This window comes from Halomonas sp. KAO (genome assembly GCF_015595025.1).
Lineage (GTDB): Bacteria > Pseudomonadota > Gammaproteobacteria > Pseudomonadales > Halomonadaceae > Halomonas.
Genome location: NZ_JADNRL010000014.1, coordinates 1 through 21,026 on the forward strand (window position 1 = coordinate 1; position 21,026 = coordinate 21,026).

The window sequence follows — 21,026 nt, forward strand, 5'->3', positions numbered from 1 at the left end:
GACCTGTACATCCATTACTATAACCACGAACGCATCAGGCTGAAACTAAAAGGCCTGAGCCCCGTACAGTACAGGACTCAGGCCTTGGGCGCCGGCTGAACGAACCGTCCAACAATTGGGGGTCAGTTCACAGACTCGCGGAGGCGTTTTACTTTCTATCGGCTGCTAACGGCGATTAACGGCGATCAACCTCCGGTTGCCACCGGGCGGGTCGGATCTTGTACCCATTCGCTCCAGGAGCCTGGGTAGAGCCTGGGCAGCGGCTTGCCGGCTATCGCATAGGCGAGGATGTTATGGCACGCGGTGACCCCGGAACCACAGTAGGCCACCACCTCGTCGGCCTGTGGTAGCTCCTCGGCCAGACGTCCGGGGCTCTTGAAGCGCCCGCCCTCCTCCAGGTTGTCGGCACTGGGGCGACATACCGCCCCCGGGATATGGCCCGCCACCGGGTCGATGGGCTCGACGTCACCGCGGAATCGTTCGCGGCTGCGAGCGTCCACCCTCAGCACGCCGCTCGACTGCAGCGCATCCGCCGTCGTCCAGGTGTCGTCACGATAATCCGGGCACCAGCCGGAAGGGCTCGATGCCACATCATCCCCCTCATGCAGCTCGCCACCATGGGCCAACCAGGCCTGGATGCCGCCGTCCAGTACCTGCACCTCGGGGTGGCCGGCCCAGCAGGCGAGCATCCACCAGGCGCGAGCGGCGGCCAGCTGGCCGCCCATATCGTCATAGATCACCACCGGCACCTCCGGCGTCACGCCTAGACGCTGAAGCACTTCGGTGAATCGCTGCCGGTCCGGCAATGGATGCCGTCCCCCTGCCCCCGGGGGACCCGCCAGGTCACGATCCAGGTCGAGGTGCCGACTATTCGGCAGATGCGCCTGCCACCACAGGCCATGGCCGGCATCGAGGTCACCGAGACGCGCCCGACAATCCAGCAGACGTGGTGGCCGGGTGCCCGCCAGGGCGTCTTCCAACTCCCCGGCAGTGATCAGGGGCTGATTCATGCATGATCTCCTTGCAGCAGTTCGATGGGCGCTCGTCTAGCGATCAGGCGTCGTCGCCCGGCATGCCGGAAACGCACCTCGATCACGGGGTTGTCGGGGTCCCCCTCCACCAGATCGATCTCGCCCTCGCCGAATACGGCGTGACGCAGGCGCTGCCCAACGCCGAAGGCCTGTGATGGGACCATCTGATCGGTCGCCTCCGGCGTGACGGGCGCCAGCGACAACTCACGCCCCAGGGCCTCCAGATAGCGCTTCACCAGGTCCGGGCGCGATACCGCCAGTGGCGCTTTCTCCGCGTCGGCGGCAGCGTTGGCGTCATCCGCTTCGAGTCGCTGGGCCAGTCGATCGCACTCCTGCCAGGCACTCTCGGCGAGAAACCGGCTGGGACGATGATCGCCACCGTCATGGAGCAGCAGCAGCCGCTCTCGGGCGCGCGTGATGGCCACATAGAAGAGCCTGCGCTCCTCCTCGAGACGCTGGGGAAATAGCGGGTTGTCGCGGGTGTAGTGGGGAAAGTCCTGCTCATTGACGCCGGCAAGCACCACCAGGGGCCACTCCAGCCCCTTGGCGCCGTGTACGGTGTTGATCAACACCCCGTCATCACGGCTCTCCACCGGCCGACTGAGCAGCTCGACAAAGGCCTCGGTGTCATTGCCAAGCTCTATGGCCTGCTCCTTGAGCACGTCAAGCAGGCGAACATCCTCCTCGCCCTTGTCGCGCCGCGCCGCGGCCCGCTTGAGGACCCTCTCCGCATCGACCTCGGTCACCACATGGTCGAGCAGCTCGGCCGGCGAACGGGTCGCCAACCGCGGCAACTCACAGAGCAGCACCCAACGCTTCTTGAGGGTGCGTTTCTGATGTGGTTTCAGGGATGCCAGCAGCGGGTCTTGAGGCGCGGGCCAGCGCGGATCCTCCGCCAGCCGACGCGCCAGCGCCTCGAGCCTTTCACGGGCCACGAAGGGTGTCGGCTGGGCGAACAGCAGAGCCAGGTGGCCAGGGTCGCGCAGCAGCTCGGGAGTACATGCCAGCCTCAGGTAGCCGGTCAGTGCCTGCACCAGGGGCAGGCGAAAGACGAAACGGTCCTCCCGCGCCAGACGAAACGCCACCCCCTCGCGCAGCAGCGCGAGCTGCAGCGGCACCGACAGGGCCCAGCTACGCACCAGCACACAGGCTTCGTCGAGTGCCCTCCCCTCTCGCCGCCACGCGACCAGGCCCTCCAGCAGGCCACGACACCCCTGGCCCGCCCCGATCCGGGTATGCGGGTTGCCGGGAGCCGCCAGGCACTGCTGGTCGGGGCGCCGACGGTTGGCGTCGATGGCGTGATTGGCGGCCAGCGCCAGGGCATGGCCATGGCGAAAGGTGGTGGAGAGCGGATAGTCCACCGCCACACCGAAGGTGGCGGTGAAACGCTGGAGCATGGTCTCCGGATGTGCCCCACGCCACTCGTAGATGCACTGATTGGCATCCCCCACCGCCATCACCTCGGCATGCTCGCCGGCGAGCAGCGCCAACAGACGCTGCTGGGCGACATTGATGTCCTGATACTCGTCGATGATGACGTGGTCGAGATATCCCTGGATACGGCCGCGCAGGCCAGCATCGGCTTCCAGGGCTTTCAGGGGGCGATACAGCAGATCGGCGTAACCCATCAGGCCATGTTGCTCCAGCAGTGCCTCGACCTGCTCGAAGGCGGCCGGGAAGTATCGGGTCTCCTCACCGTAATCAAGCCGCTCATGCAACTCGGCGGCACTCACCATCTCGGCCTTCACCAGGCCACAGAAGTGCGCCAGCGCCTCGAGACGCTCGGCATCCAGCGCCGACTCACGCGCCTCGCTGTCCTGATCGCCGAGGGCGAGCTGGGTCGCCTGACGCAGCAGGCGCTCGAGCTGCCAGTCGGCGGTCAGCAGCTGACGGGGCACCAGTGCCCCCCAGCGTGTCAGGCTGCCAGTCAATCGATGCCCAAGGGAGTGGAAGGTGCGCACATCGGGCAGCCGCTGGCCTGCTGGGGCCATGGCCGCCAGGCGGGCCTGGAAGTCCGCTCGTGCCGAACGGTTGAACATCAGCACCAGAATACGCTGAGGGGGAACCCCCCGCTCGAGAAGCCGGAGCACCCTCGCCACCATGGTCGTGGTCTTGCCGGAGCCTGCGACCGCGGCCACACGCGCATGTCCGGCGCCATGCTCGACCACGGCACGCTGTTTCGCGGTCAGCCGCACGCCGCCTCGCCGTCGACCAGGCCCAGCGGATGCCAGACACCCCCACTGCGCAGCCCCAGTGCCTCGCGACCATCCTCCAGTGTGAAGGGGCTCGCCTCTTCGACCAGGCGGTAGAAGACATTGCGCCCCAGCCGGGCGGCCAGGCCGAAGCGTACTGTCACCTCGGGCACACACTCGCCGGCGGGGGTCTCGCTGAGGGTAAAGACGTGCTGAGCATCCAGCGTCAGCCGGTCCCCCATATTGGTGGTCAGCCACCAGAGACCGTCGTCGCCATATTCGGCGTCGACGATCAGGAAGGGGCAATCCTCGACCCGAATCAGCTGCTTCTCGACCGGCGTGACCAGTGCATGACGACCATCGGCTTCACGTCGCAGGATGGTGGAGAGCAGGCGAACCAGCCGCGGCCGTGACATGACGGTGCCCTCATGAATCCAGCGACCATCGGCCGCAATCACCAGGTCCATCTCTCCCGCGCGCTCGGGATGCCAGTCATCCACCGGGGGGATATCCCCCTCGGGATCTAGCCTTGCCACCAGCGGTTCCAGGTCCATCATGGTGCTCCTACTTGACCAGGCCGGCGCCCTGCAGGATGCCGCGCATCTCCTCGGAGACCTCCGGGCTTGCGGCACGAAACAGCTGGTAGAAGTTGGCGGTGGTCTGCATGGCGACCTCCTCCACGCTGATTCCGCGCTCGGCGGCGATGCATTCCGCCACTTCCACCACCCAGGCCGGCTCATTGGGCTTGCCACGATGGGGCACCGGGGCCAGGTAGGGGCTATCCGTCTCGATCAACAGCCGGTCCAGCGGCACCTGCCTGGCGACCTCACGCAGCGATTTGGCGCTGTGGAAGGTCACGATCCCGGAGAGCGAGATATAGAAGCCGTGGCGCACCGCCTCCCGTGCCATCTCGAGATCCTCGGTGAAGCAGTGCAGCACGCCTCCGACCTCCGGGTTGGTATGCTCGCGGATCATCGCCAGCGTCTCGTCCCGCGCCTCGCGGGTATGGATGATCACCGGCAACGCAAGCTCGCTGGCAGCGATCAGCTGGCGGCGGAAGCGCTCGCGCTGAACCTCTCGCGACGGCACCTTGTCGGGGGCCTTCCCCAGATAATGATAGTCCAGTCCACACTCGCCGATGGCCACCGCACCATAGCGGTCGGCGGTCTCCTTGATGGCCTCGATGGTCGGCTCTTCGGCCACCCGGTGCAGCGGATGAACCCCGGCGGAGATCACCACGTCGTCGTGTTCGCGGGCGATGGCGGCCACGCCGGGTACCTCATCGAGGGTAACGCCGATGGCCAGGAACTGTTTCACCCCGCGGGCTCGGGCGGCGTCCAGCGTCGCAGCGAGATCTCCACCATGGGTGGCGGGATCGAGGCGGTCGAGATGGCAGTGAGAATCAACGAACATGCAGTGAATTACCGATAGAGTGAATGGTGCCGATAGGGTGGATGGTACCAATCGCGTCAGAGCGTATAGGTCGGCGTGCCCTTGTCGAGATGACCGGCAAGCAGGCTCTCGATACGATCGCGCACGACCTGGTCGGCGGCGCTGAAGTGGATACCGACGCCGGGAATGCGCCGGCCGCTGACACCTTCCGGCGAGACCCAGACGACCTGGCCGGTGACCGGTACCCGTTCGCTTTCGCCGGGCAGCGTCAGCAGCAGATAGATCTGCTGGCCCAGCTCGTAGCGCTCACGGGTGGGAACGAAGATGCCGCCCCGCTCGAGCACCGGCATATAGGCCGACAGCAGGGTCTGGGTATCCTGGATATTCAGCGACAACGCCTTCTGAGCGACCATGGTTCTCTCCTCGATGTGCTTGCGGGGGACACGTCACGAGCGCAGCAGTGCCGACCAGCGCACCAGCCAGGCTTCCAGCACCAGCTGTGGATTGGGGTTACCGCCCGCCGCCAGCAGCCGACGCTCCTCGCGGGCGTAATCCAGCAGGCGAAACCAGTCGCGCACCCGGGCATTCTTGACCGCCTGGCGATAGAGGGGCAGCAGGTCCGGGTTACACAGTCCGGAGGCATCGCCGGAAAGCGCAAGGCGAATCAGGTCCTCGAGCCAGGCGATACCGTACCACAGGATGGCATCGATGGATTGGCGGTCAAGCCGAGCCGCCTCGGCCACCGGCTCGCCTCCTCTTACCAGGGCCTCGAAGGTATCCACCAGCTGCTGACGCAGGGCCCGTGCCTCGGGGGTCGACAGGCTCACTGCCTGCAGGGGTAGCCCCCCGGCCACTCTCAGCCAGAACGTCGCCTCTTCCTTATCGCCGAGACGCTCGGCAAGCCAGGGCAGGCAGTCGGCCGGCTCGGGAATCGCCAGGCTCCAGTGCTGACAACGCGACCGAATGGTCGGCAGCAGCCGGGAGGGGATATCCGAGAGCAGCAGGAACAGGGTCCGCGCCCCGGGCTCCTCGAGGCTCTTGAGCAGGGCATTGGCGGCGGCGACGTTGAGCGCCTCGGCCGGCGCGACAAGAATGACCCGATAGCCTCCCTGCTGGGCGGTCTGGGCGACGAAATGGTTGATCTCGCGGATCGCATCAATGCGGATCTGGCGCTTGCCCTCCTCGAGCTCGACACTCATCAGATCGGGATGGTAGCCCGAGGCCAGCATATGGCACCCATGACAGCGGCCACAGGCCACCCTGCCGGGATTGGCACACAGCGTGCGGGCGGCCAGGGCGTCGACCAGCGAGCGCTTGCCGACCCCGCGGGGGCCCGAGATCAACAGCGCATGGGGCAGTCGTCCACTATCGGCCAGGCGACCGAGCTCAGCGAAGCGCTCGCCCAGCCAGGGCAGTGGCTCCAGGGTCGTGACAGGCGTCGGGTTCAGCTCCGCCATGCCACCACCCTCTTCTCGAGCACCGCCTCGATCTGCTCGCCCACCGCCTCGCGCGTGCGGGAGGCGTCGATGATCGCGATGCGTTCCGGGGCCTGGGCGGCACGGACCAGATAGGCCTGACGCACCGACTCGAAGAACTCGGCACGCTCCTGCTCGAAGCGATCTCGCCGCTCGCCACGCTGTTCCAGGCGCTGCTGAGCCGCCCCCATGGGCATGTCGAGCAGCAGGGTCAGGTCGGGGGCGAGCCCCTGCTGAACGAAGGCCTCGAGTTCGGCGATGCGTGCGCTGTCGAGGCCACGCCCTCCTCCCTGGTAGGCGAAGGTGGCGTCGGTGAAGCGGTCGCATACCACCCAGGCTCCTCGCTCAAGGGCCGGGCGTATCACATGCGCCAGATGCTGGGCACGAGCGGCAAATACCAGCAGCAGCTCGGCGTCATCATCCAGCGGTTCGGGTTCATCCGGGTCGAGCAGCAGGCGCCGTATGGCCTCGGCCCGCGGTGTTCCTCCCGGCTCACGAGTCTGGACCACCTCCAGGCCCCGCGCCTCCAGCCATGCCACCACCCGCGCTAGGTTGGTGCTCTTGCCGACCCCCTCGCTGCCTTCCAGGGTGATAAAGCGGCCCCTCTCCGGAGTGTCCCCGGTGTTCCTCGCTGGCCATTCGGGGTGCTTGTTACCCATGCCTGCTCCAATCAGCGGTTGCGGATATAGCGATTGACCGCATTGTTGTGCTCGCGCAGCGTGCGCGAGAAGTGGTGCGTGCCGTCGCCCTTGGCCACGAAGTAGAGCGTCTCTCCAGGCAGCGGGTCGACCGCGGCCTCCAGGGCCTCCCTGCCCGGCAGGGCGATCGGGGTGGGGGGCATGCCGTCGATCACGTAGGTGTTGTAGGGCGTGGACTCACGCAGATCGGCACGGGTGATATTGCCCGCGTAGCGCTCTCCCATGCCGTAGATCACCGTGGGGTCGGTCTGCAGGCGCATGCCGCGCTCTAGGCGACGCTTGAACACGCCCGCGATCTCGCGCCGCTCCTCGGGGGCCCCCGTCTCACGCTCGATCAGCGAGGCCATGATCAGCGCCTCGTAGGGTGTCTCGAAGGGCAGGTCATCGGCACGCTCTGCCCAGACCTCATCGAGGGTGGCCCGCATGCGTGAGTGGGCCTGCTCGAGCAGCTCCAGGTCACTCATGCCCTTGTGATAGAGGTAGGTATCGGGAAAGAACCACCCCTCCGGGTGCTCCCCCTCGCGGTCGAGCAGCGCCATGACCTCATCGTCGGTGAGCCCCTCGGTGCGATGCTCCAGCTTGGGTGCCGCCTCCAGGGCGTCACGCATCTGGCGAAAGGTCCAGCCTTCGGGGATGGTCAACGGGTAGGTCACCAGCTGCTCGCTACCCAGACGCTCGAGGAGCTCACGACCGCTCATGCCGGGCTCCAGCCTGAACTCTCCGGGTCGCAACCGCGGCAGGCTCTGGGGTTCGAGGCGGGCCAGTGCCCGAAAGGCCCAGGCATCCTCGATCACGCCCCGGGCTACCAGCTCGCTTACCACCTGATGGTAGCCCGCACCCCGCGGCACCTCGTAGAGCGTCGACTCGCTGATCGCGATGGGGGCCGCCAGACGCGACTGCCAATAGCGATAGCCGCCGAACAGGGCCGCCACGGCCATCACGACCAGCAGCAGCAGGATGAACAGCACTCGCCGCATCGGTATCCTCTTGATTCAGTAGGTTGAGGGGTAGTCGTAACCCAGCAGGCCGTGGGCCTCGGCCTGGAAGCTACGATGCCGCCTTCCAAGCGTCCAGCGACGACGTACCCGGCCCGTCACATCATCCAGGCGGACCACCGGCCAGACCCCCTGTACGGAGTTGCCCAGCCAGACCGCATCAGCCTGGGCCAGCGCCTCTTCTCCCGCCTCGACCTCTTGAATCTCGCCGCGGGATATCAGCGCCTCCCGCAGCGTCCCCGCCACTCCGCAGCGGGCGAGTGACGGCGTCTCGAGGCGGCCGGCGCGGAGCCAGAAGAGGTTCATGGCGGTAGCCTCGATCAGACGCCCGGAATCGTCGCTGAGCACGCCTTCGGCGATGGCGTCGTCATCCCACTCGGCGCGCGCCAGCACATTTTCCAGGCGATTGAGGTGCTTGATCCCCGCCAACACAGGCTGGCTGGCGAGGCGGAGCCGACAGTGGCGAATCCTGACGCCCTTCCGCCAGCGCGACTCGGCAGGGGTAAAGGAGGCAAGCTGCCAGCGCAGGCGCGGCTCGGGGGCCGCCGGGGGGCGATAGCCTCGCCCGCCGCTGCCACGGGTAAGGGTCAGCTTGAGCACCTCGAGCCCACTCCCCGCCTCCGCCAGCGGAAGCGCCAGATCATGCTCCGCAGGCATCGGGATACCCAGCACATGACAGCCGCGGGCCAGCCGCGCCAGGTGTTCATCCCACAACAGCGGACGCCCGTCCCTGAGCAGGATGGTCTCGAAGAGACCGTCGCCGTAGGCGGCGCCGCGATCATCCAGCGGCCAACCGGCCTGCTCCCTCACTCGCCTGCCGCCATGCTCAGACCCGTGTGAAGATCAGGGTACCGTTGGTACCACCGAAGCCGAAGGAGTTCGACAGCGCCACGTCGATCTTCATCTCGCGGGCCGTATGCGGCACATAGTCGAGCTCGCAACCCTCCTGGAGGTTGTCCAGGTTGATGGTGGGCGGCGCGACCTGGTCACGAATCGCGAGAATCGAGAACACCGCCTCGACGGCTCCCGCGGCACCCAGCAGATGGCCGATCATCGACTTGGTGGAACTGACCGCCACCGACCTTGCCGCCTCTCCCATCACACGCTGTACGGCGCGGCTCTCGGCGAGATCCCCTGCGGGCGTCGAGGTGCCGTGGGCGTTGATATAGTCGATCGCTGCCGGGTCGAGCCCCGCGTCGTGCACGGCATTCGCCATGGACTGGGCAGCACCGCTGCCGTCCTCGGGGGGGGCGGTCATGTGGTAGGCGTCATCGCTCATGCCGAAACCCGCCATCTCGGCATAGATGGTGGCTCCGCGCGCCTTGGCGTGCTCGTACTCCTCCAGCACCAGCACACCGGCACCGTCGGAGAGCACGAAGCCGTCACGATCGCGATCCCAGGGGCGACTGGCCGCCTCGGGGTCGTCGTTGCGGGTGGAGAGCGCGCGCGCCGCCGAGAAGCCACCCAGCCCCAGCGGAGTGGTGGCCATCTCGGCACCGCCGCACACCATCACATCGGCATCTCCGTAGGCGATGGTCCGCGCGCTGTAGCCGATGTTATGGGTGCCGGTGGTGCAGGCGGTGGTGATCGCGATATTGGGGCCACGGAAGCCGTGACGAATCGCCAGGTTGCCAGAGATCATGTTGATGATCGAACCGGGCACGAAGAACGGCGAGATGCGCCGCGGTCCACTCTTGGTCAGGGCATTGTGATTGTGCTCGATCATCGGCAGCCCGCCGATGCCCGAGCCGATGGCTACGCCGATGCGGTGAGCATTCTCGTCGCTGCACTCGAGGCCGGCATCCTGGATCGCCTGAGCCCCGGCCGCCATGCCGTACTGGATGAACAGGTCCATCTTGCGCGCATCCTTGGGGTTCAGATAGGGACTGATGTCGAAGTCCTTCACCGAACCGCCGAAGCGCGTGTTGAAGCCGCTGACATCGAAGTGCTCGATGGGGGCAATGCCGCTGTTGCCGGCCACGATATTGCGCCAGCTCTCTTCCACGGTATTTCCCACCGGCGTGACCAGGCCCAGGCCCGTCACCACTACTCGTCTACGTGTCATCAGCGTTCCTCCAGGCGTCCAGGATGATCGCGACCCTCGGCGGGCCGCCTATATCAGGCGCATTATAACGGCTCTCCCTTCGACATGCCGCCCCGAGAGGGTATTCGCATGTCGTTCGGGTGCGAAAAAGCCGCCCTGAGGGCGGCTTTCCTGGGGGCCGTTCCGGCGAAGGCGGCCCCGAGCATCAGCAAGCGGTATCGACCGCCACCAGGCTTACTGGTGGGCGTTAACGTAGTCGATGGCTTCCTGGACGGTGGTGATCTTCTCGGCTTCTTCGTCGGGAATTTCGGTATCGAACTCCTCCTCAAGCGCCATGACCAGCTCGACGGTGTCCAGGGAGTCGGCGCCCAGGTCCTCGGTGAAGGAGGAGCTGTTCTGGATATCCTCTTCCTTGACGTTCAGGCGCTCGGCCACAACCTTCTTAACGCGCTCTTCGATGGTGCTCATTATGACGTACTCCAGTCGTTCACATTGGCCGTCCAGAAGACCAGCCGTTTGGGGTTCCAGATCCGCAAGCCGGAAGCTGCGGGGTAGTGTATAGAGCCCCCGGGGCCGGCGCAACCACCGGACCCGGCACCTCTCAACGCATGTTCATGCCACCGTTAACATGCACAATCTCGCCGGTAATATAACTGGCCGTCTCGCCGGTAAGGAACCCTACCGCCGCGGCGATCTCCTCGGGCTGGCCGAGGCGCGCAAGCGGAATCTGGCCGAGCAGCGCCTTGTGCTGCTCCTCGGGCAGCGCCTCGGTCATGTCGGTGGCGATAAAGCCGGGCGCCACGGCATTGACGGTAATGGCGCGCGACGCCACCTCCCGGGCCAGCGCACGGGTGAAACCTTCCATGCCCGCCTTCGCGGCAGCATAGTTGGTCTGACCCAGATTGCCCATGCTCGCCACCACCGAACTGATGCTGACGATGCGACCGAAGCGCGCCCGCGTCATGCCACGCAGACAGGCCTTGCTGACACGATAGACCGACTTGAGGTTGGTATCGACGACGTCATCCCACTCACCTTCCTTCATGCGCATCAACAGGTTGTCACGCGTGATGCCGGCATTGTTGACCAGGATGGTCGGGGCACCGAACTCCTCGCCGATCGCCTTGACCACCTCGTCGACGCTGGCCTGATCGGTGACATCCAGGCGTCGACCGGCACCCTGGATACCCTGAGCCCTGAGATCGGCATCGATCCTCTCGGCGCCGGCATCGCTGGTCGCGGTGCCTATCACGATGCGCCCCTGGCGACCCAGCTCATGGGCGATGGCCCGACCGATGCCGCGACTGGCCCCGGTGACCAGGGCAACTCTGGTTTCGCTAGTCATGAAAAGTATGCCTTCATTCTTTGGAAAGAGATCAATCGTTGCGGGCAGCCACGCCGCGCGCCAGCTCCAGGGCCGCATCGAGGCTGTCGGGGTCGTTGACCGCCAGCCCCTTGCTGCCCCGAACGATGCGCTTGCCCAGCCCGGTCAGCACCTTGCCCGGCCCGCACTCGATGAACACCTCTGCGCCACGCTCGCCGATGGCCTCGACGCAGGAGGTCCAGCGTACCGGACGATAGAGCTGCTCGATCAGCCGGGTGCGCAGCGTTTCGACATCGGCATGGGCCTGGGCGTCGACATTCTGGATCACGGTATAGCGCGGCGCCTTGAGTGTCACCTCGTCCATGGCCGCGGAAAGCCGCTCGGCGGCAGGCTCCATCAGGGCACAGTGCGAAGGCACGGAGACCGGTAGCGGCATGGCACGCTTGGCACCCGCCGCCTGACAGGCGGCGATGGCGCGCTCGACGGCGGCCTTGCTGCCGGCAATCACGACCTGACCCGGGGCATTGTAGTTCACCGCCGAGACCACATCGCCCTGGGCCGCCTCGGCACAGGCCTGCTCCACCACGGCATCCTCGAGACCCAGGATGGCCGCCATGCCCCCCTGCCCCGCCGGCACCGCCTCCTGCATGGCTTCACCACGCAGCTTGACCAGCCTGACCCCCTCGGCGAAGGGCATCACCCCGGCACAGACCATGGCGCTGTACTCTCCGAGGCTGTGCCCGGCCATGGCGCCTGGTCGCGGCCCCTCGAGCTCCTGCCAGACACGCCAGATCGCCACGCTGGCGGCCAGCAGCGCGGGCTGAGTGCAGGCGGTCGCATTGAGCGCTTCGGCGGGCCCCTCCTGGACCACCTTCCAGAGATCGTAGCCGAGCGCCTCCGAGGCCTCCTCGAAGGTCGCACCCACTACGCTGTAGCGCTCGGCCAGCTCCCGCAGCATGCCGACCTGCTGGGAGCCCTGCCCGGGAAACACGAGGGCGAGCGGTTGAGTCATATTGGTTCACCTTTGCCTTTATTGCCTGTCATCACCGCCGGTCGCGCCGACGCGAGAAATTGAATCCATTCGAACCTCGCCCAGCTCCCGCGCCAACTGTCGCGGCAGGTCATGCTCCACTTCCTGCACGGCACGCAGCACGGCGTAGCGAAAGCCATCGGCATCGGAACCGCCATGGCTCTTCACCACGATACCGGCCAGTCCCAGCAGACTGGCGCCGTTGTACCGGACCGGGTCAAGCTCGCCACGCAGGCGTCGAAGGGCCGGCCTGGCGAGCAGCCCTACCAGACGACTCCCCCAGTGGGCCTCGAAGGTGGCCTGCACACGGGCCACCAGCATGCGCGCCAACCCTTCACTGGCCTTCAACACGGCATTGCCGACGAAGCCATCACAGACCACCACGTCGACACTGCCGGCGAAGATGCCATCCCCCTCGACATAGCCGCAGTAGTTGAGCCCTGGCAGCTCACGCAACCGGGCATCCGCCTGGCGGACGCTGGCACTCCCCTTGATCCCCTCGGCTCCCACATTGAGCAGGGCGACCCGCGGTCGCGACAGGCCGTCTACATGGCGAGCCATGACCTCGCCCATGCGCGCGAAATCCACGAGGCGCTCGCTGGAGGCCTCGATATTGGCGCCCAGGTCGAGTAGATAGCAACGCCCCTGTTCACGGGTCGGGATCGCGGTACTGATTGCCGGGCGGGGTATACCGCCCACGGTGCCCATGGCACGCCGCCCAAGGGCCATCAGGGCCCCGGTATTGCCGCCGCTGACGCCGGCGCAAGCGCGCCCCGACGCCAGGCAGTCGAGCATCAGCGCCATGCTGCTATCGCCACCGTGGCGCAGGGCGTCGGAGGGACGCACCCCCGGAGCGATCTCGTCCGGGGCGTCGACAACCTCCATACGCGAACCCGCCGCGGCGAGACGCCGCGGCAGGCTGGCAATCTCACGCTCCAGGCAGGCCCGCGGACCAAACAGCTGCAGCGTGAGACGAGAATCCTGGAGGGCCGCCCCGGCGGCACCACGCACAGTCGCGCGTGGCCCGAGATCTCCTCCCATCGCATCGATGGCGATTCGCATGAGTGAGATCAGGGGCCGGGGATCACCGCAGGTCGCGTCGTCGACTTAAGCGTCGACGACCTTGCGGCCACGGTAGAAGCCGTCCGGAGAGACGTGGTGACGCAGATGGGTGGCACCGGTCTCCTTGTCCTGGGAGAGGGTCGGGGCGCTCAGGGCGTCATGGCTGCGACGCATGCCGCGCTTGGAACGTGTCTTGCGGTTCTTTTGAACTGCCATGGGATGTCACTCCAGAGTGAATCGATGATGAATCAGTGTTTTTTGCCCTTGAGATGCCGAAGCACATCGAAGGGGCTGGCTGCGGGCTCGCGGGATGCCGCGACATCCTCCCCGCTGGTCAGCTGGTCGCGTGAGACCGCACAGTCGGCCTCATCGTGGTAAACCGCCTGAGGAAGGCTGAGGATCAACTCATCCTCGACCATCGTCAGCAGGTTCAGCTGTTCGTCTTCCACCAGTACCGGCTCGTGGGTGCTGGGCAACTCGGCGGCCAGGGCGTCGCTGGAGACCATGCCGAGCAGAAACTCGCTCTCGACCTCCTGAGCCATGGGACGCAGACAACGCCGACAGGGCAGCTGCAGCGTCGCACGCAGACGGCCATGAATCTCGTGGCGCCGCTGGGGATCGATGGTGAAATCCAGCCACACCTCGACATCACCCTGCTGCGGACCGACCGCTTCGGTCAATCGCGTGAAGGCGTCCAGGGCCATCAGCCCTTCCATATGCTCGGCACGGGCGGCGAGCTTATAGGGCTCAACCCTGCCAGGGAGTCGTGTGGTCAACATAGGCGCGCAATGATAGGCACTCCCTCTGCCCCTGTCAAAGCCGCCGACGCACACACCGGGCCGCGTGATACCCTGTGCCTCCATCAATAACCTGGAGCCCCCACATGCCACGCCTCGTTCTCGCCTCCGGGTCACGCTGGCGGCGCCAGCTTCTCGACCGCCTGGAACTTCCCTATGCCTGGCAGAGCCCCGACATCGACGAGACACCCCGCCCCGGCGAGTCGCCCAGCGCCCTGGTACACCGACTGGCACTCGGCAAAGCGCAACAGCTCGCAGACGAGTGGCCCGACCACCTGATCATCGGCTCCGACCAGGTGGCGCAGTTCGATGGCGAGGCCCTCGGCAAGCCAGCCGACACGACCGCCGCCCGCCAGCAGCTGGCGCGCTTCTCGGGCAACCGGGTGCGCTTTCTCACCGGCCTGGCGCTGCTGGATACCCGCAGCGGCCGCCATCGCGTCTGTCACGAGACCTACGATGTGGTGTTTCGCACGCTGACCGACAACGAGATCGCCCACTATATCGAACGGGAGCAGCCACTGGAGTGCGCCGGAAGCTTTCGCATGGAGGGCCTGGGCATCACCCTGTTCGAGCGACTCGAGGGCGACGACCCCAACACCCTGATCGGGCTGCCGCTGATCCGCCTCTGCGCGCTGCTGCGCGAGGCGGACCTGGATCCGTTAGGCGAGCCGTAGGAGCGCGATTTATCGCGCGATTGAAGAGCCCCTCGCCCACAACAACGCGTTGCATCCTGCGAACTGGAGCACCGGCCGGCGGCAATCGCTGGATAAGCAATCGCCGGATAAATCCGGCTCCTACAACTCCGTGCAAACCCCGGCCAGTTTTTTCTTACAGCGTAAAGCTTATCGCTTACAGCTACTTCAGGGGGCGAGCTGATAGCGCACCGGAGAGTCGGCCCGGGGCAGCCCCAGCCACTCCATGGCCACACGACCAAACTGGCGAGATAGCCGCTCGAAGGGGTCCAGTCGCGGCGTGTAATCATGCAGCCTGCGCTCCTGGAGGCGCTCCCGCGCCAGCGTATCGAGGCTCCCCAGGGAGTCCACCAGCCCCAGCTCCAGCGCCTGCTCGCCACTCCAGACGAGCCCGCTGAACAGGGCGTCATCATCGCCGAGGCGCTCCCCACGCCCCTCGCGCACCGCCGCGATAAACTGCTCGTGGGTGCTGTCCAGCACCGACTGCCAGAACTCGCGCTGCTGTGGGGCCACCTCGGAAAAGGGGTCCAGGAACGCCTTGTTGTCGCCGGCGGTATAGACGCGCCGCTCGACGCCCAGCTGGTCGATCGCCTCCTGAAAGCCGAAGCTGGAATAGATGACCCCGATGGAGCCCACCAGACTCGCCGGTGCGACGATGATCTCATCGGCACCCGCGGCGATATAGTAGGCACCACTGGCCCCGATATCCTCGATCACCGCGATGATCGGCTTATCGCCTTCGCTGCGCAGTCGCATGACCTCGTCGAAGATCCGCTGGGACTGCACCGGGCTGCCACCGGGGCTGTTGATATGCAGCACCACCGCCGCGCTCGTCTCCGACTCCCAAGCGCGTCTTAGCCCGGCATTGATACGCTCCGCACTGGCGGTGCCATCGGCCTCGATCACGCCCTCTACCTTGACTACGCCCAGGTGCGGGCCATCCGCCCCACCGACCGGGGCAGGACCCGCCAGCAGGCCATAGAGGGTCACCGACAGCGAGGCGGCGATCAGCGCCACGAACAGGAAGCGAAAGAACAGCTTCCAGCGCCGCGAACGGCGTTGTTCCACCAGCACACCGTCTATCCAGCGTCCCATCATCGCCATCTGTTCGAGTCGCTGGCGTTCACGCAGGGTCTCGGCATCCTCTCCGGGCGACACCGCATCCGGATCGCTCGCCTGGCGCCGCGCCCTCGCCTCGTCGCGGCTTAGCTCCGGCCCCTGGGTCCATGGGTCGAGATCTGCATCGTGCTCATTGCGCCTATCGGTCATTGCCTACCCTCCCTGTAGCCAGTCGAATAGCTGGGGCACCGTTTCCGCTGTGAAGGCCGGCCGGCTCGTCGCCAGCCTGACGGGCGCATGCACTCCCCAGGTCACCGCCACACGATCCATACCGATGGCCCGCGCCATTTCGAGATCATACTCGGTGTCTCCCACCATCACTGCCTCCGTCACCGGTATGGCGAGCTCAGCCAGCAGCTGCTCAAGCATCAGCGGATGGGGCTTGGAGCGGGTCTCGTCGGCCGTGCGGCTGGCATGAAACCAGTGCCCGCTGCTGCTCTCATGGAACACACGATCGAGCCCTCGCCGGCTCTTTCCGGTGGCCACCGCCAGGCGCTGACCGGGCCGGACATGCAGCTCGGACAGCCCGCCCTTCACATCGGGAAAGAAGCTCATGGGCGTGTCATTGCCCTCCACAAAGTGCCAGGCATAACGACTGCGCAGCAACTCGGCCCGCCCGGGATCGATCCCCGGGCACAGGGTAGCGATGGCCTCGGGAAGCCCCAGGCCGATGATATCGCGGATGGCCTCCTCCTCCAGATGTCCCCACCCTGCATCATGGGACGCCGCCTGCATGCAGGCGACGATTCGCGCCACGGAGTCCATCAAGGTTCCATCCCAGTCGAAGATCACCAGTCGATAGCGCATGTCGTCTCCTCAGTTGCCCTGGCGTGCGCGGCCCAGCACCGCCTCGAGATCATCGGGAAGCGGCGCGCGAATCCGCACCTCGCGACCGCTGGTCGGCTCGGGAAAGGCCAGCGACTCGGCGTGCAGAAAGAGCCGGGAGAGGCCCAGCCGAGCGGCGAGCTGCTGGCTCTCGCGGGCGCCATACTTGTCGTCGCCCAGCAACGGGTGCCCGGCGTGGGCCGCGTGCACACGGATCTGGTGGGTGCGACCGGTAACCGGCTCGGCCTCAAGCAACGTTACCTTCGGCAGCGCCTCACGCACCGCGAAGCGCGTGCGAGCCACCTTGCCCTCGGCATCGACACGCACCCGGCGCTCACCGTTGGCCAGGGTGTAACGATCCAGGCGAGCCGCCACGAAGTCGCGGCGCACGGGCCAGCGCCCCGCCACCAGCGCCAGGTAACGCTTGTCCATCTGCTGCTGCTTGAGTGAGGCATTGAGCGCCAGCAACGCCGGACGCGACTTGGCCAGCAGCAAACAGCCCGAGGTATCGCGATCCAGCCGATGCACCAGCTCCAGGAAGTCGAGATCCTCGCGCACCTGACGCAACGCCTCGATCAACCCGATCTTGACGCCGCTGCCACCGTGAACGGCCAACCCCGACGGCTTGTTGATCACCAACCAGTCTCGCCCCTCCACCAGCACGCTGCCGGCCAGCAGGTTGCGCAGGTTGTCACTCACCTCACGCACCGCCTCCCGGGGGGTCAGCTTCAATGGTGGTATCCGCACCAGGTCCCCCGTCGCCAGCCGGGTGTCGGGCCTGACGCGCTTCTTGTTCACGCGCACCTCACCCTTGCGCACGATGCGATAGATCAGTGCCCGCGGCGCTCCCTTGATACGCGTCATCAGGAAGTTGTCGACCCGCTGGCCGTCCTGCCCTTCCGTTACCTCAACCCACTGTACGTCGCGCCCTTCGGCCATGCCGAGACTCCACTGCTCAGAACCTGCGAAAGGCGCATTCTAACGCAGTGTTCGCCCCGCCGCGCCAATTGCTGCTTATAGCGCTTGCTGTTATATTGCGGAATCGCTCCAATGGGCAAAATCGTGCCCCACAGCGCCTGCCCGACAGACACGCAGGCCGGAGCGAGACATCAGGCCGCGACGGCGCCAGTGCGTCTCGCCGCCGGTTGCAAGAATGCAATAGACAAGTGATATCGCGATAACCGCGCCACGCCCGTATCCCCCACCGCGTCCTCAGTCACGGAGCGGCGGCAGGCCACGGGACACGTTCAACAGCGTGCCGGAGGCCGGCGTTGGCGAATCGATGAATGCCAGGTGTTGGCGGTGACCGCAGGGCCGGATGGGTGACACCCACCGAGACACGTTCTGCCCCCGCCCCGTACTCAACAGGCTCATGCCGCGGCGCTGCCCCATCGGGAGCGACGCGGTCGGACGCAGCTGCGCATCCGCGACATGCGCTGAGCACAGGCACGCAGCACACAGCGGTTCGCCACGTCGCGCTCGCCGGCACTTTATCAGTGCGAGTCAACATGAAACGGATGCTCATCAATGCGACCCAGCCCGAAGAGCTGCGCGTCGCGCTGGTCGATGGACAACGCCTCTACGACCTGGATATCGAGTCCGGCGCCCGAGAACAGAAGAAAGCCAACATCTATCGCGGCAAGATCACCCGCATAGAACCCTCCCTCGAAGCCGCCTTCGTCGACTTTGGCGCCGACCGCCACGGCTTCCTGCCCCTCAAGGAGGTCTCCCGCGACTACTTCGTCAAGGACCCGGACGGGCGTCCCAGCATCAAGGAGGTGCTGAAGGAAGGCCAGGAGGTGATCGTCCAGGTCGACAAGGAAGAGCGCGGCAACAAGGGCGCGGCCCTGACCACATTCATCTCCCTGGCCGGACGCTTCCTGGTGCTGATGCCCAACAACCCCAAGGCCGGCGGGATCTCGCGCCGTATCGAGGGCGAGGAGCGCAGCCAGCTCAAGGAGGCCATGAATCAGCTCAGCGTGCCGGACCGCATGGGCCTGATCGTGCGCACCGCCGGTATCGGCCGCAGCCCCGAGGAGCTGCAGTGGGACCTGGACTACCTGGTACAGGTGTGGGAATCGATCACCACCGAGGCCAGCAAGCGCTCCGCTCCCTTCCTGATCTACCGTGAATCCAATGTCATCATCCGCGCCATGCGCGACTACCTGCGCCAGGATATCGGCGAGGTGCTGATCGACAGCCCCGCGGTGCACGAGGAAGCCCTCGCCTTCATTCGTCAGGTGATGCCCTCCTACCAGCAGAAGATCAAGCTCTACGTCGACGAGGTGCCGCTGTTCTCGCGCTTCCAGATCGAGTCACAGATCGAGACCGCCTACGAGCGCGAGGTCAAGCTGCCCTCCGGTGGTTCCATCGTCATCGACCATACCGAGGCACTGGTCTCCATCGACATCAACTCCGCGCGGGCGACTCGCGGTAGCGATATCGAGGAGACCGCCCTGCAGACCAACCTGGAGGCGGCCGACGAGACCGCTCGCCAGCTTCGCCTGCGTGATATCGGTGGCCTGGTGGTGATCGACTTCATCGACATGAGCCCTGCGCGCAATCAGCGTGAAGTCGAGAATCGCATGCGCGATGCCCTCAAGCTCGATCGCGCCCGGGTACAGATCGGCCGCATCTCGCGCTTCGGCCTGATGGAGATGTCGCGTCAGCGTCTGCGCCCCTCGCTGGGAGAAACCAGCGGCGTGGTCTGTCCGCGCTGCAAGGGCCAGGGAACGATTCGTGACGTGCGCTCCATCTCGCTCTCCATCATGCGCCTCATCGAAGAGGAGGCGATGAAGGAGCGTAGCGCCCAGATCCGCGCCATCCTGCCGGTACCGGTGGCCACCTACCTGCTCAATGAGAAGCGCAGGGTGCTGGCCGACATCGAACGCCGCCAGGATGTGCGCGTTGTCCTGCTGCCCAGCCCAGACATGGACACGCCACACTACGACGTCCAGCGCCTGCGCGACGACCATGTCGAGGAGGACGGCAGCAAGAAGTCCAGCTTCGAGCTCTCCCTGGAGACCGACGTCGGCAAGGAGCCCGAGGCCTCCTTCGGCAAGCCGGCACAGCGCGCCGAAGCTGCCGTCAAGACCGTGATACACCACGAACCGGCACCCGCCTCACTGCAGCAGGAGCCCCCGGCGGCACAGAAGGAGGCCCCGGTCTCCCGCAAGGCCAGTGCTCCCGCTCGCAGCACCCCACCGGTAAGCGTGGAGCCCCAGGGTGGCGTGTTCGGCCGCCTGGTCAAGGGCTTGAGCAAGCTATTGGGGGGCGACGAGGTCCCATCGAGCGATGCCTCAAGCAGCAAGCCGAGCAGCGGCACTACCCCTTCGGGCAGTGACAAGGGCGAGCGCAAGACTGCCAGTCGCGAAGAAGAGCGTGGCGGACGCAACAATCGTCAGCGTCGTCAGCGCAACGACGAGCGGCGTGGTGCATCACGTCAGGAGAGCGACCGGAACGACCGCAAGGCGAGCGACAGCGACAACTCCGACAACCGCAACAATCGCGGGAACCGCGGCCGGAATCGCCAGGAGAGCAGTCGTCAGGAGGATCGCCGTCAGCAGGAGAGCACCAAGGGCCGCCAGCAGGATGGCGGCAAGGGACGCGATGACAACCGCCGCCAGAACAATGGTGAAAAGCGCGACCCGCGTGCGGCCCAGAAGCCGGCCGAGGCTCGTAAGCAAGGCGAGGCTCAGAAGTCGGCCGAAAAGCAGCAGTCGGCCGAGACTGGCGCGCAGGCACCGGTGGATGATGGCAAGCCCAAGCGCACCCGCAACAATCCGCGCAAGCGTAGCCGTCAGCATGCCATCAGCCCCAAGGCGCTAGAGGAGCAACAGCGCCTGCAGGCCGAGGCCGCCAAGGCCGAGGAAGCCAATCCGGCCACCACCGAAGCCGAGGCCCAGCCGACCGCCCAGGACAAGCCAAACGCCAAGGCCGACACCAAGTCGGCAGAAGCCGAGCCGGTAGCCGCCAAGCAGCCGGCCGCCGAGGCAGCGGGTGATAGCCAGTCGGCCAAGAGCCAGCCTGCCGAGACGCCGAATGCCAAGGCCGACGCCAAGCTGGTAGCAACCAAGCAACCGGCCTCCGAGGCAGCGGGCGACAGCCAGCCGGCCAAGAACCAGCCTGCCGAGAAGCCGACCGCGAAGGCCGACGATGAGTCGGCTGAGAAGGAGCCCGCCAAGGCCGACGCCAAGCCGGCAGAAGCCGAGCCGGTAGCCGCCAAGCAGCCGGCCGCCGAGGCAGCGAGCGACAACAAGCCCGCTGAGAGCAAGCCTGCCGAGAAGCCAAACGCCAAGGCCGATACCAAGCCGGCAGAAGCCGAGCCGGTAGCAGCCAAACAGCCGGCCG

At 66.2% G+C, this 21,026-nt stretch carries 22 protein-coding genes; 3 read left to right on the plus strand and 19 right to left on the minus strand.

Translation table 11 applies throughout. The features are described from left to right. Nucleotides 1-99: IS3 family transposase (locus tag IOC61_RS05655; RefSeq protein WP_195687902.1), on the plus strand; the 99-nt coding region annotated here is incomplete at its 5' end. 86 nt (nt 100-185) lie between these two features. Here IOC61_RS05655 and IOC61_RS05660 read toward each other — a convergent pair. The 16 genes from IOC61_RS05660 to IOC61_RS05735 all read right to left on the minus strand — a co-directional run bounded on the left by IOC61_RS05660 (nt 186) and on the right by IOC61_RS05735 (nt 14,022). Next, nucleotides 186-1,010, minus strand: a complete 825-nt coding sequence (locus IOC61_RS05660) for a sulfurtransferase (RefSeq protein ID WP_195687903.1) — start codon at nt 1,008-1,010, stop codon at nt 186-188. Next, nucleotides 1,007-3,226 (minus strand): ATP-dependent helicase, encoded by a 2,220-nt coding sequence (locus tag IOC61_RS05665; RefSeq protein ID WP_195687904.1) that lies wholly within the window; start codon nt 3,224-3,226, stop codon nt 1,007-1,009. The genes IOC61_RS05660 and IOC61_RS05665 overlap by 4 nt, the downstream gene beginning before the upstream one ends. Next, nucleotides 3,217-3,780 carry a DUF1285 domain-containing protein gene (locus IOC61_RS05670; RefSeq protein ID WP_324254692.1) on the minus strand — a complete coding sequence of 188 codons (564 nt, stop codon included), beginning with the start codon at nt 3,778-3,780 and terminating at the stop codon, nt 3,217-3,219. Before IOC61_RS05670 ends, IOC61_RS05665 begins: the two co-directional genes overlap by 10 nt. 7 nt (nt 3,781-3,787) lie before the next feature. Then, on the minus strand, nt 3,788-4,636 hold the full coding sequence (locus IOC61_RS05675; protein WP_195687905.1) for a TatD family hydrolase: 849 nt from the start codon (nt 4,634-4,636) through the stop codon (nt 3,788-3,790). A gap of 56 nt (nt 4,637-4,692) precedes the next feature. Continuing rightward, nucleotides 4,693-5,028, minus strand: a complete 336-nt coding sequence (locus IOC61_RS05680; protein ID WP_195687906.1) for a PilZ domain-containing protein — start codon at nt 5,026-5,028, stop codon at nt 4,693-4,695. 33 nt (nt 5,029-5,061) lie between these two features. Beyond that, entirely contained in the window at nt 5,062-6,072 is a 1,011-nt protein-coding gene (locus tag IOC61_RS05685) for a DNA polymerase III subunit delta' (RefSeq protein ID WP_195687907.1), read from the minus strand. After that, nucleotides 6,060-6,749 carry a dTMP kinase gene (gene tmk, locus IOC61_RS05690; protein WP_195687908.1) on the minus strand — a complete coding sequence of 230 codons (690 nt, stop codon included), beginning with the start codon at nt 6,747-6,749 and terminating at the stop codon, nt 6,060-6,062. The genes IOC61_RS05685 and tmk overlap by 13 nt, the downstream gene beginning before the upstream one ends. Nucleotides 6,750-6,760: 11 nt before the next feature. Continuing rightward, nucleotides 6,761-7,765, minus strand: a complete 1,005-nt coding sequence (gene mltG, locus IOC61_RS05695; RefSeq protein ID WP_195687909.1) for an endolytic transglycosylase MltG — start codon at nt 7,763-7,765, stop codon at nt 6,761-6,763. A gap of 15 nt (nt 7,766-7,780) precedes the next feature. Next, nucleotides 7,781-8,593, minus strand: a complete 813-nt coding sequence (gene pabC, locus IOC61_RS05700; RefSeq protein WP_195687910.1) for an aminodeoxychorismate lyase — start codon at nt 8,591-8,593, stop codon at nt 7,781-7,783. A gap of 16 nt (nt 8,594-8,609) precedes the next feature. Further along, nucleotides 8,610-9,848: a beta-ketoacyl-ACP synthase II gene (fabF, locus tag IOC61_RS05705; protein WP_195687911.1), complete on the minus strand. Its 1,239-nt coding sequence runs from the start codon at nt 9,846-9,848 to the stop codon at nt 8,610-8,612. 213 nt (nt 9,849-10,061) lie between these two features. Beyond that, nucleotides 10,062-10,295, minus strand: coding sequence for an acyl carrier protein (gene acpP / locus IOC61_RS05710; protein ID WP_008956801.1), 234 nt, complete (start codon nt 10,293-10,295; stop codon nt 10,062-10,064). A gap of 133 nt (nt 10,296-10,428) precedes the next feature. Continuing rightward, on the minus strand, nt 10,429-11,172 hold the full coding sequence (fabG, locus tag IOC61_RS05715; protein WP_195687912.1) for a 3-oxoacyl-ACP reductase FabG: 744 nt from the start codon (nt 11,170-11,172) through the stop codon (nt 10,429-10,431). A gap of 31 nt (nt 11,173-11,203) precedes the next feature. Beyond that, nucleotides 11,204-12,163: an ACP S-malonyltransferase gene (gene fabD, locus IOC61_RS05720; RefSeq protein WP_195687913.1), complete on the minus strand. Its 960-nt coding sequence runs from the start codon at nt 12,161-12,163 to the stop codon at nt 11,204-11,206. A gap of 18 nt (nt 12,164-12,181) precedes the next feature. Further along, nucleotides 12,182-13,243 (minus strand): phosphate acyltransferase PlsX, encoded by a 1,062-nt coding sequence (plsX, locus tag IOC61_RS05725; protein WP_195687914.1) that lies wholly within the window; start codon nt 13,241-13,243, stop codon nt 12,182-12,184. 45 nt (nt 13,244-13,288) lie between these two features. Beyond that, nucleotides 13,289-13,459, minus strand: a complete 171-nt coding sequence (gene rpmF, locus IOC61_RS05730) for a 50S ribosomal protein L32 (RefSeq protein ID WP_132044772.1) — start codon at nt 13,457-13,459, stop codon at nt 13,289-13,291. 32 nt (nt 13,460-13,491) lie between these two features. Further along, the gene (locus IOC61_RS05735) at nt 13,492-14,022 is read right to left on the minus strand and encodes a YceD family protein (RefSeq protein ID WP_195687915.1); all 531 of its coding nucleotides are present in this window, start codon (nt 14,020-14,022) and stop codon (nt 13,492-13,494) included. A gap of 104 nt (nt 14,023-14,126) precedes the next feature. Between IOC61_RS05735 and IOC61_RS05740 the strand changes: the two genes are divergently transcribed. Then, nucleotides 14,127-14,714: a Maf family protein gene (locus IOC61_RS05740; RefSeq protein WP_195687916.1), complete on the plus strand. Its 588-nt coding sequence runs from the start codon at nt 14,127-14,129 to the stop codon at nt 14,712-14,714. A gap of 186 nt (nt 14,715-14,900) precedes the next feature. On the opposite strand, the gene sppA is transcribed toward IOC61_RS05740, so the two are convergent. Genes sppA through IOC61_RS05755 form a run of 3 tightly spaced genes read right to left on the minus strand, consistent with a single transcriptional unit; the run spans nt 14,901 to nt 17,615 of the window. Further along, nucleotides 14,901-16,001: a signal peptide peptidase SppA gene (gene sppA, locus IOC61_RS05745; RefSeq protein WP_195687917.1), complete on the minus strand. Its 1,101-nt coding sequence runs from the start codon at nt 15,999-16,001 to the stop codon at nt 14,901-14,903. A gap of 3 nt (nt 16,002-16,004) precedes the next feature. After that, nucleotides 16,005-16,658 (minus strand): HAD-IA family hydrolase, encoded by a 654-nt coding sequence (locus IOC61_RS05750; RefSeq protein ID WP_195687918.1) that lies wholly within the window; start codon nt 16,656-16,658, stop codon nt 16,005-16,007. Nucleotides 16,659-16,667: 9 nt separating this feature from the next. Next, a complete protein-coding gene (locus IOC61_RS05755; protein WP_195687919.1) occupies nt 16,668-17,615 on the minus strand; it encodes an RluA family pseudouridine synthase in 948 nt (315 codons plus the stop codon). Between the two features lie 569 nt (nt 17,616-18,184). Between IOC61_RS05755 and rne the strand changes: the two genes are divergently transcribed. Next, the coding region (gene rne / locus IOC61_RS05760; RefSeq protein WP_195687920.1) for a ribonuclease E at nt 18,185-21,026 on the plus strand (2,842 nt) is incomplete at its 3' end.

Bases quoted from the DNA above. Each gene is read 5' to 3' on its own strand.
- IOC61_RS05660 (WP_195687903.1), bottom strand. From the start codon at position 1,010: ATGAATCAGCCCCTGATCACTGCCGGGGAGTTGGAAGACGCCCTGGCG.
- IOC61_RS05670 (WP_324254692.1), bottom strand. From the start codon at position 3,780: ATGATGGACCTGGAACCGCTGGTGGCAAGGCTAGATCCCGAGGGGGAT.
- IOC61_RS05675 (WP_195687905.1), bottom strand. From the start codon at position 4,636: ATGTTCGTTGATTCTCACTGCCATCTCGACCGCCTCGATCCCGCCACC.
- IOC61_RS05680 (WP_195687906.1), bottom strand. From the start codon at position 5,028: ATGGTCGCTCAGAAGGCGTTGTCGCTGAATATCCAGGATACCCAGACC.
- IOC61_RS05685 (WP_195687907.1), bottom strand. From the start codon at position 6,072: ATGGCGGAGCTGAACCCGACGCCTGTCACGACCCTGGAGCCACTGCCC.
- tmk (WP_195687908.1), bottom strand. From the start codon at position 6,749: ATGGGTAACAAGCACCCCGAATGGCCAGCGAGGAACACCGGGGACACT.
- mltG (WP_195687909.1), bottom strand. From the start codon at position 7,765: ATGCGGCGAGTGCTGTTCATCCTGCTGCTGCTGGTCGTGATGGCCGTG.
- fabF (WP_195687911.1), bottom strand. From the start codon at position 9,848: ATGACACGTAGACGAGTAGTGGTGACGGGCCTGGGCCTGGTCACGCCG.
- acpP (WP_008956801.1), bottom strand. From the start codon at position 10,295: ATGAGCACCATCGAAGAGCGCGTTAAGAAGGTTGTGGCCGAGCGCCTG.
- fabG (WP_195687912.1), bottom strand. From the start codon at position 11,172: ATGACTAGCGAAACCAGAGTTGCCCTGGTCACCGGGGCCAGTCGCGGC.
- fabD (WP_195687913.1), bottom strand. From the start codon at position 12,163: ATGACTCAACCGCTCGCCCTCGTGTTTCCCGGGCAGGGCTCCCAGCAG.
- plsX (WP_195687914.1), bottom strand. From the start codon at position 13,243: ATGCGAATCGCCATCGATGCGATGGGAGGAGATCTCGGGCCACGCGCG.
- rpmF (WP_132044772.1), bottom strand. From the start codon at position 13,459: ATGGCAGTTCAAAAGAACCGCAAGACACGTTCCAAGCGCGGCATGCGT.
- IOC61_RS05735 (WP_195687915.1), bottom strand. From the start codon at position 14,022: ATGTTGACCACACGACTCCCTGGCAGGGTTGAGCCCTATAAGCTCGCC.
- IOC61_RS05740 (WP_195687916.1), top strand. From the start codon at position 14,127: ATGCCACGCCTCGTTCTCGCCTCCGGGTCACGCTGGCGGCGCCAGCTT.
- sppA (WP_195687917.1), bottom strand. From the start codon at position 16,001: ATGACCGATAGGCGCAATGAGCACGATGCAGATCTCGACCCATGGACC.
- IOC61_RS05750 (WP_195687918.1), bottom strand. From the start codon at position 16,658: ATGCGCTATCGACTGGTGATCTTCGACTGGGATGGAACCTTGATGGAC.
- IOC61_RS05755 (WP_195687919.1), bottom strand. From the start codon at position 17,615: ATGGCCGAAGGGCGCGACGTACAGTGGGTTGAGGTAACGGAAGGGCAG.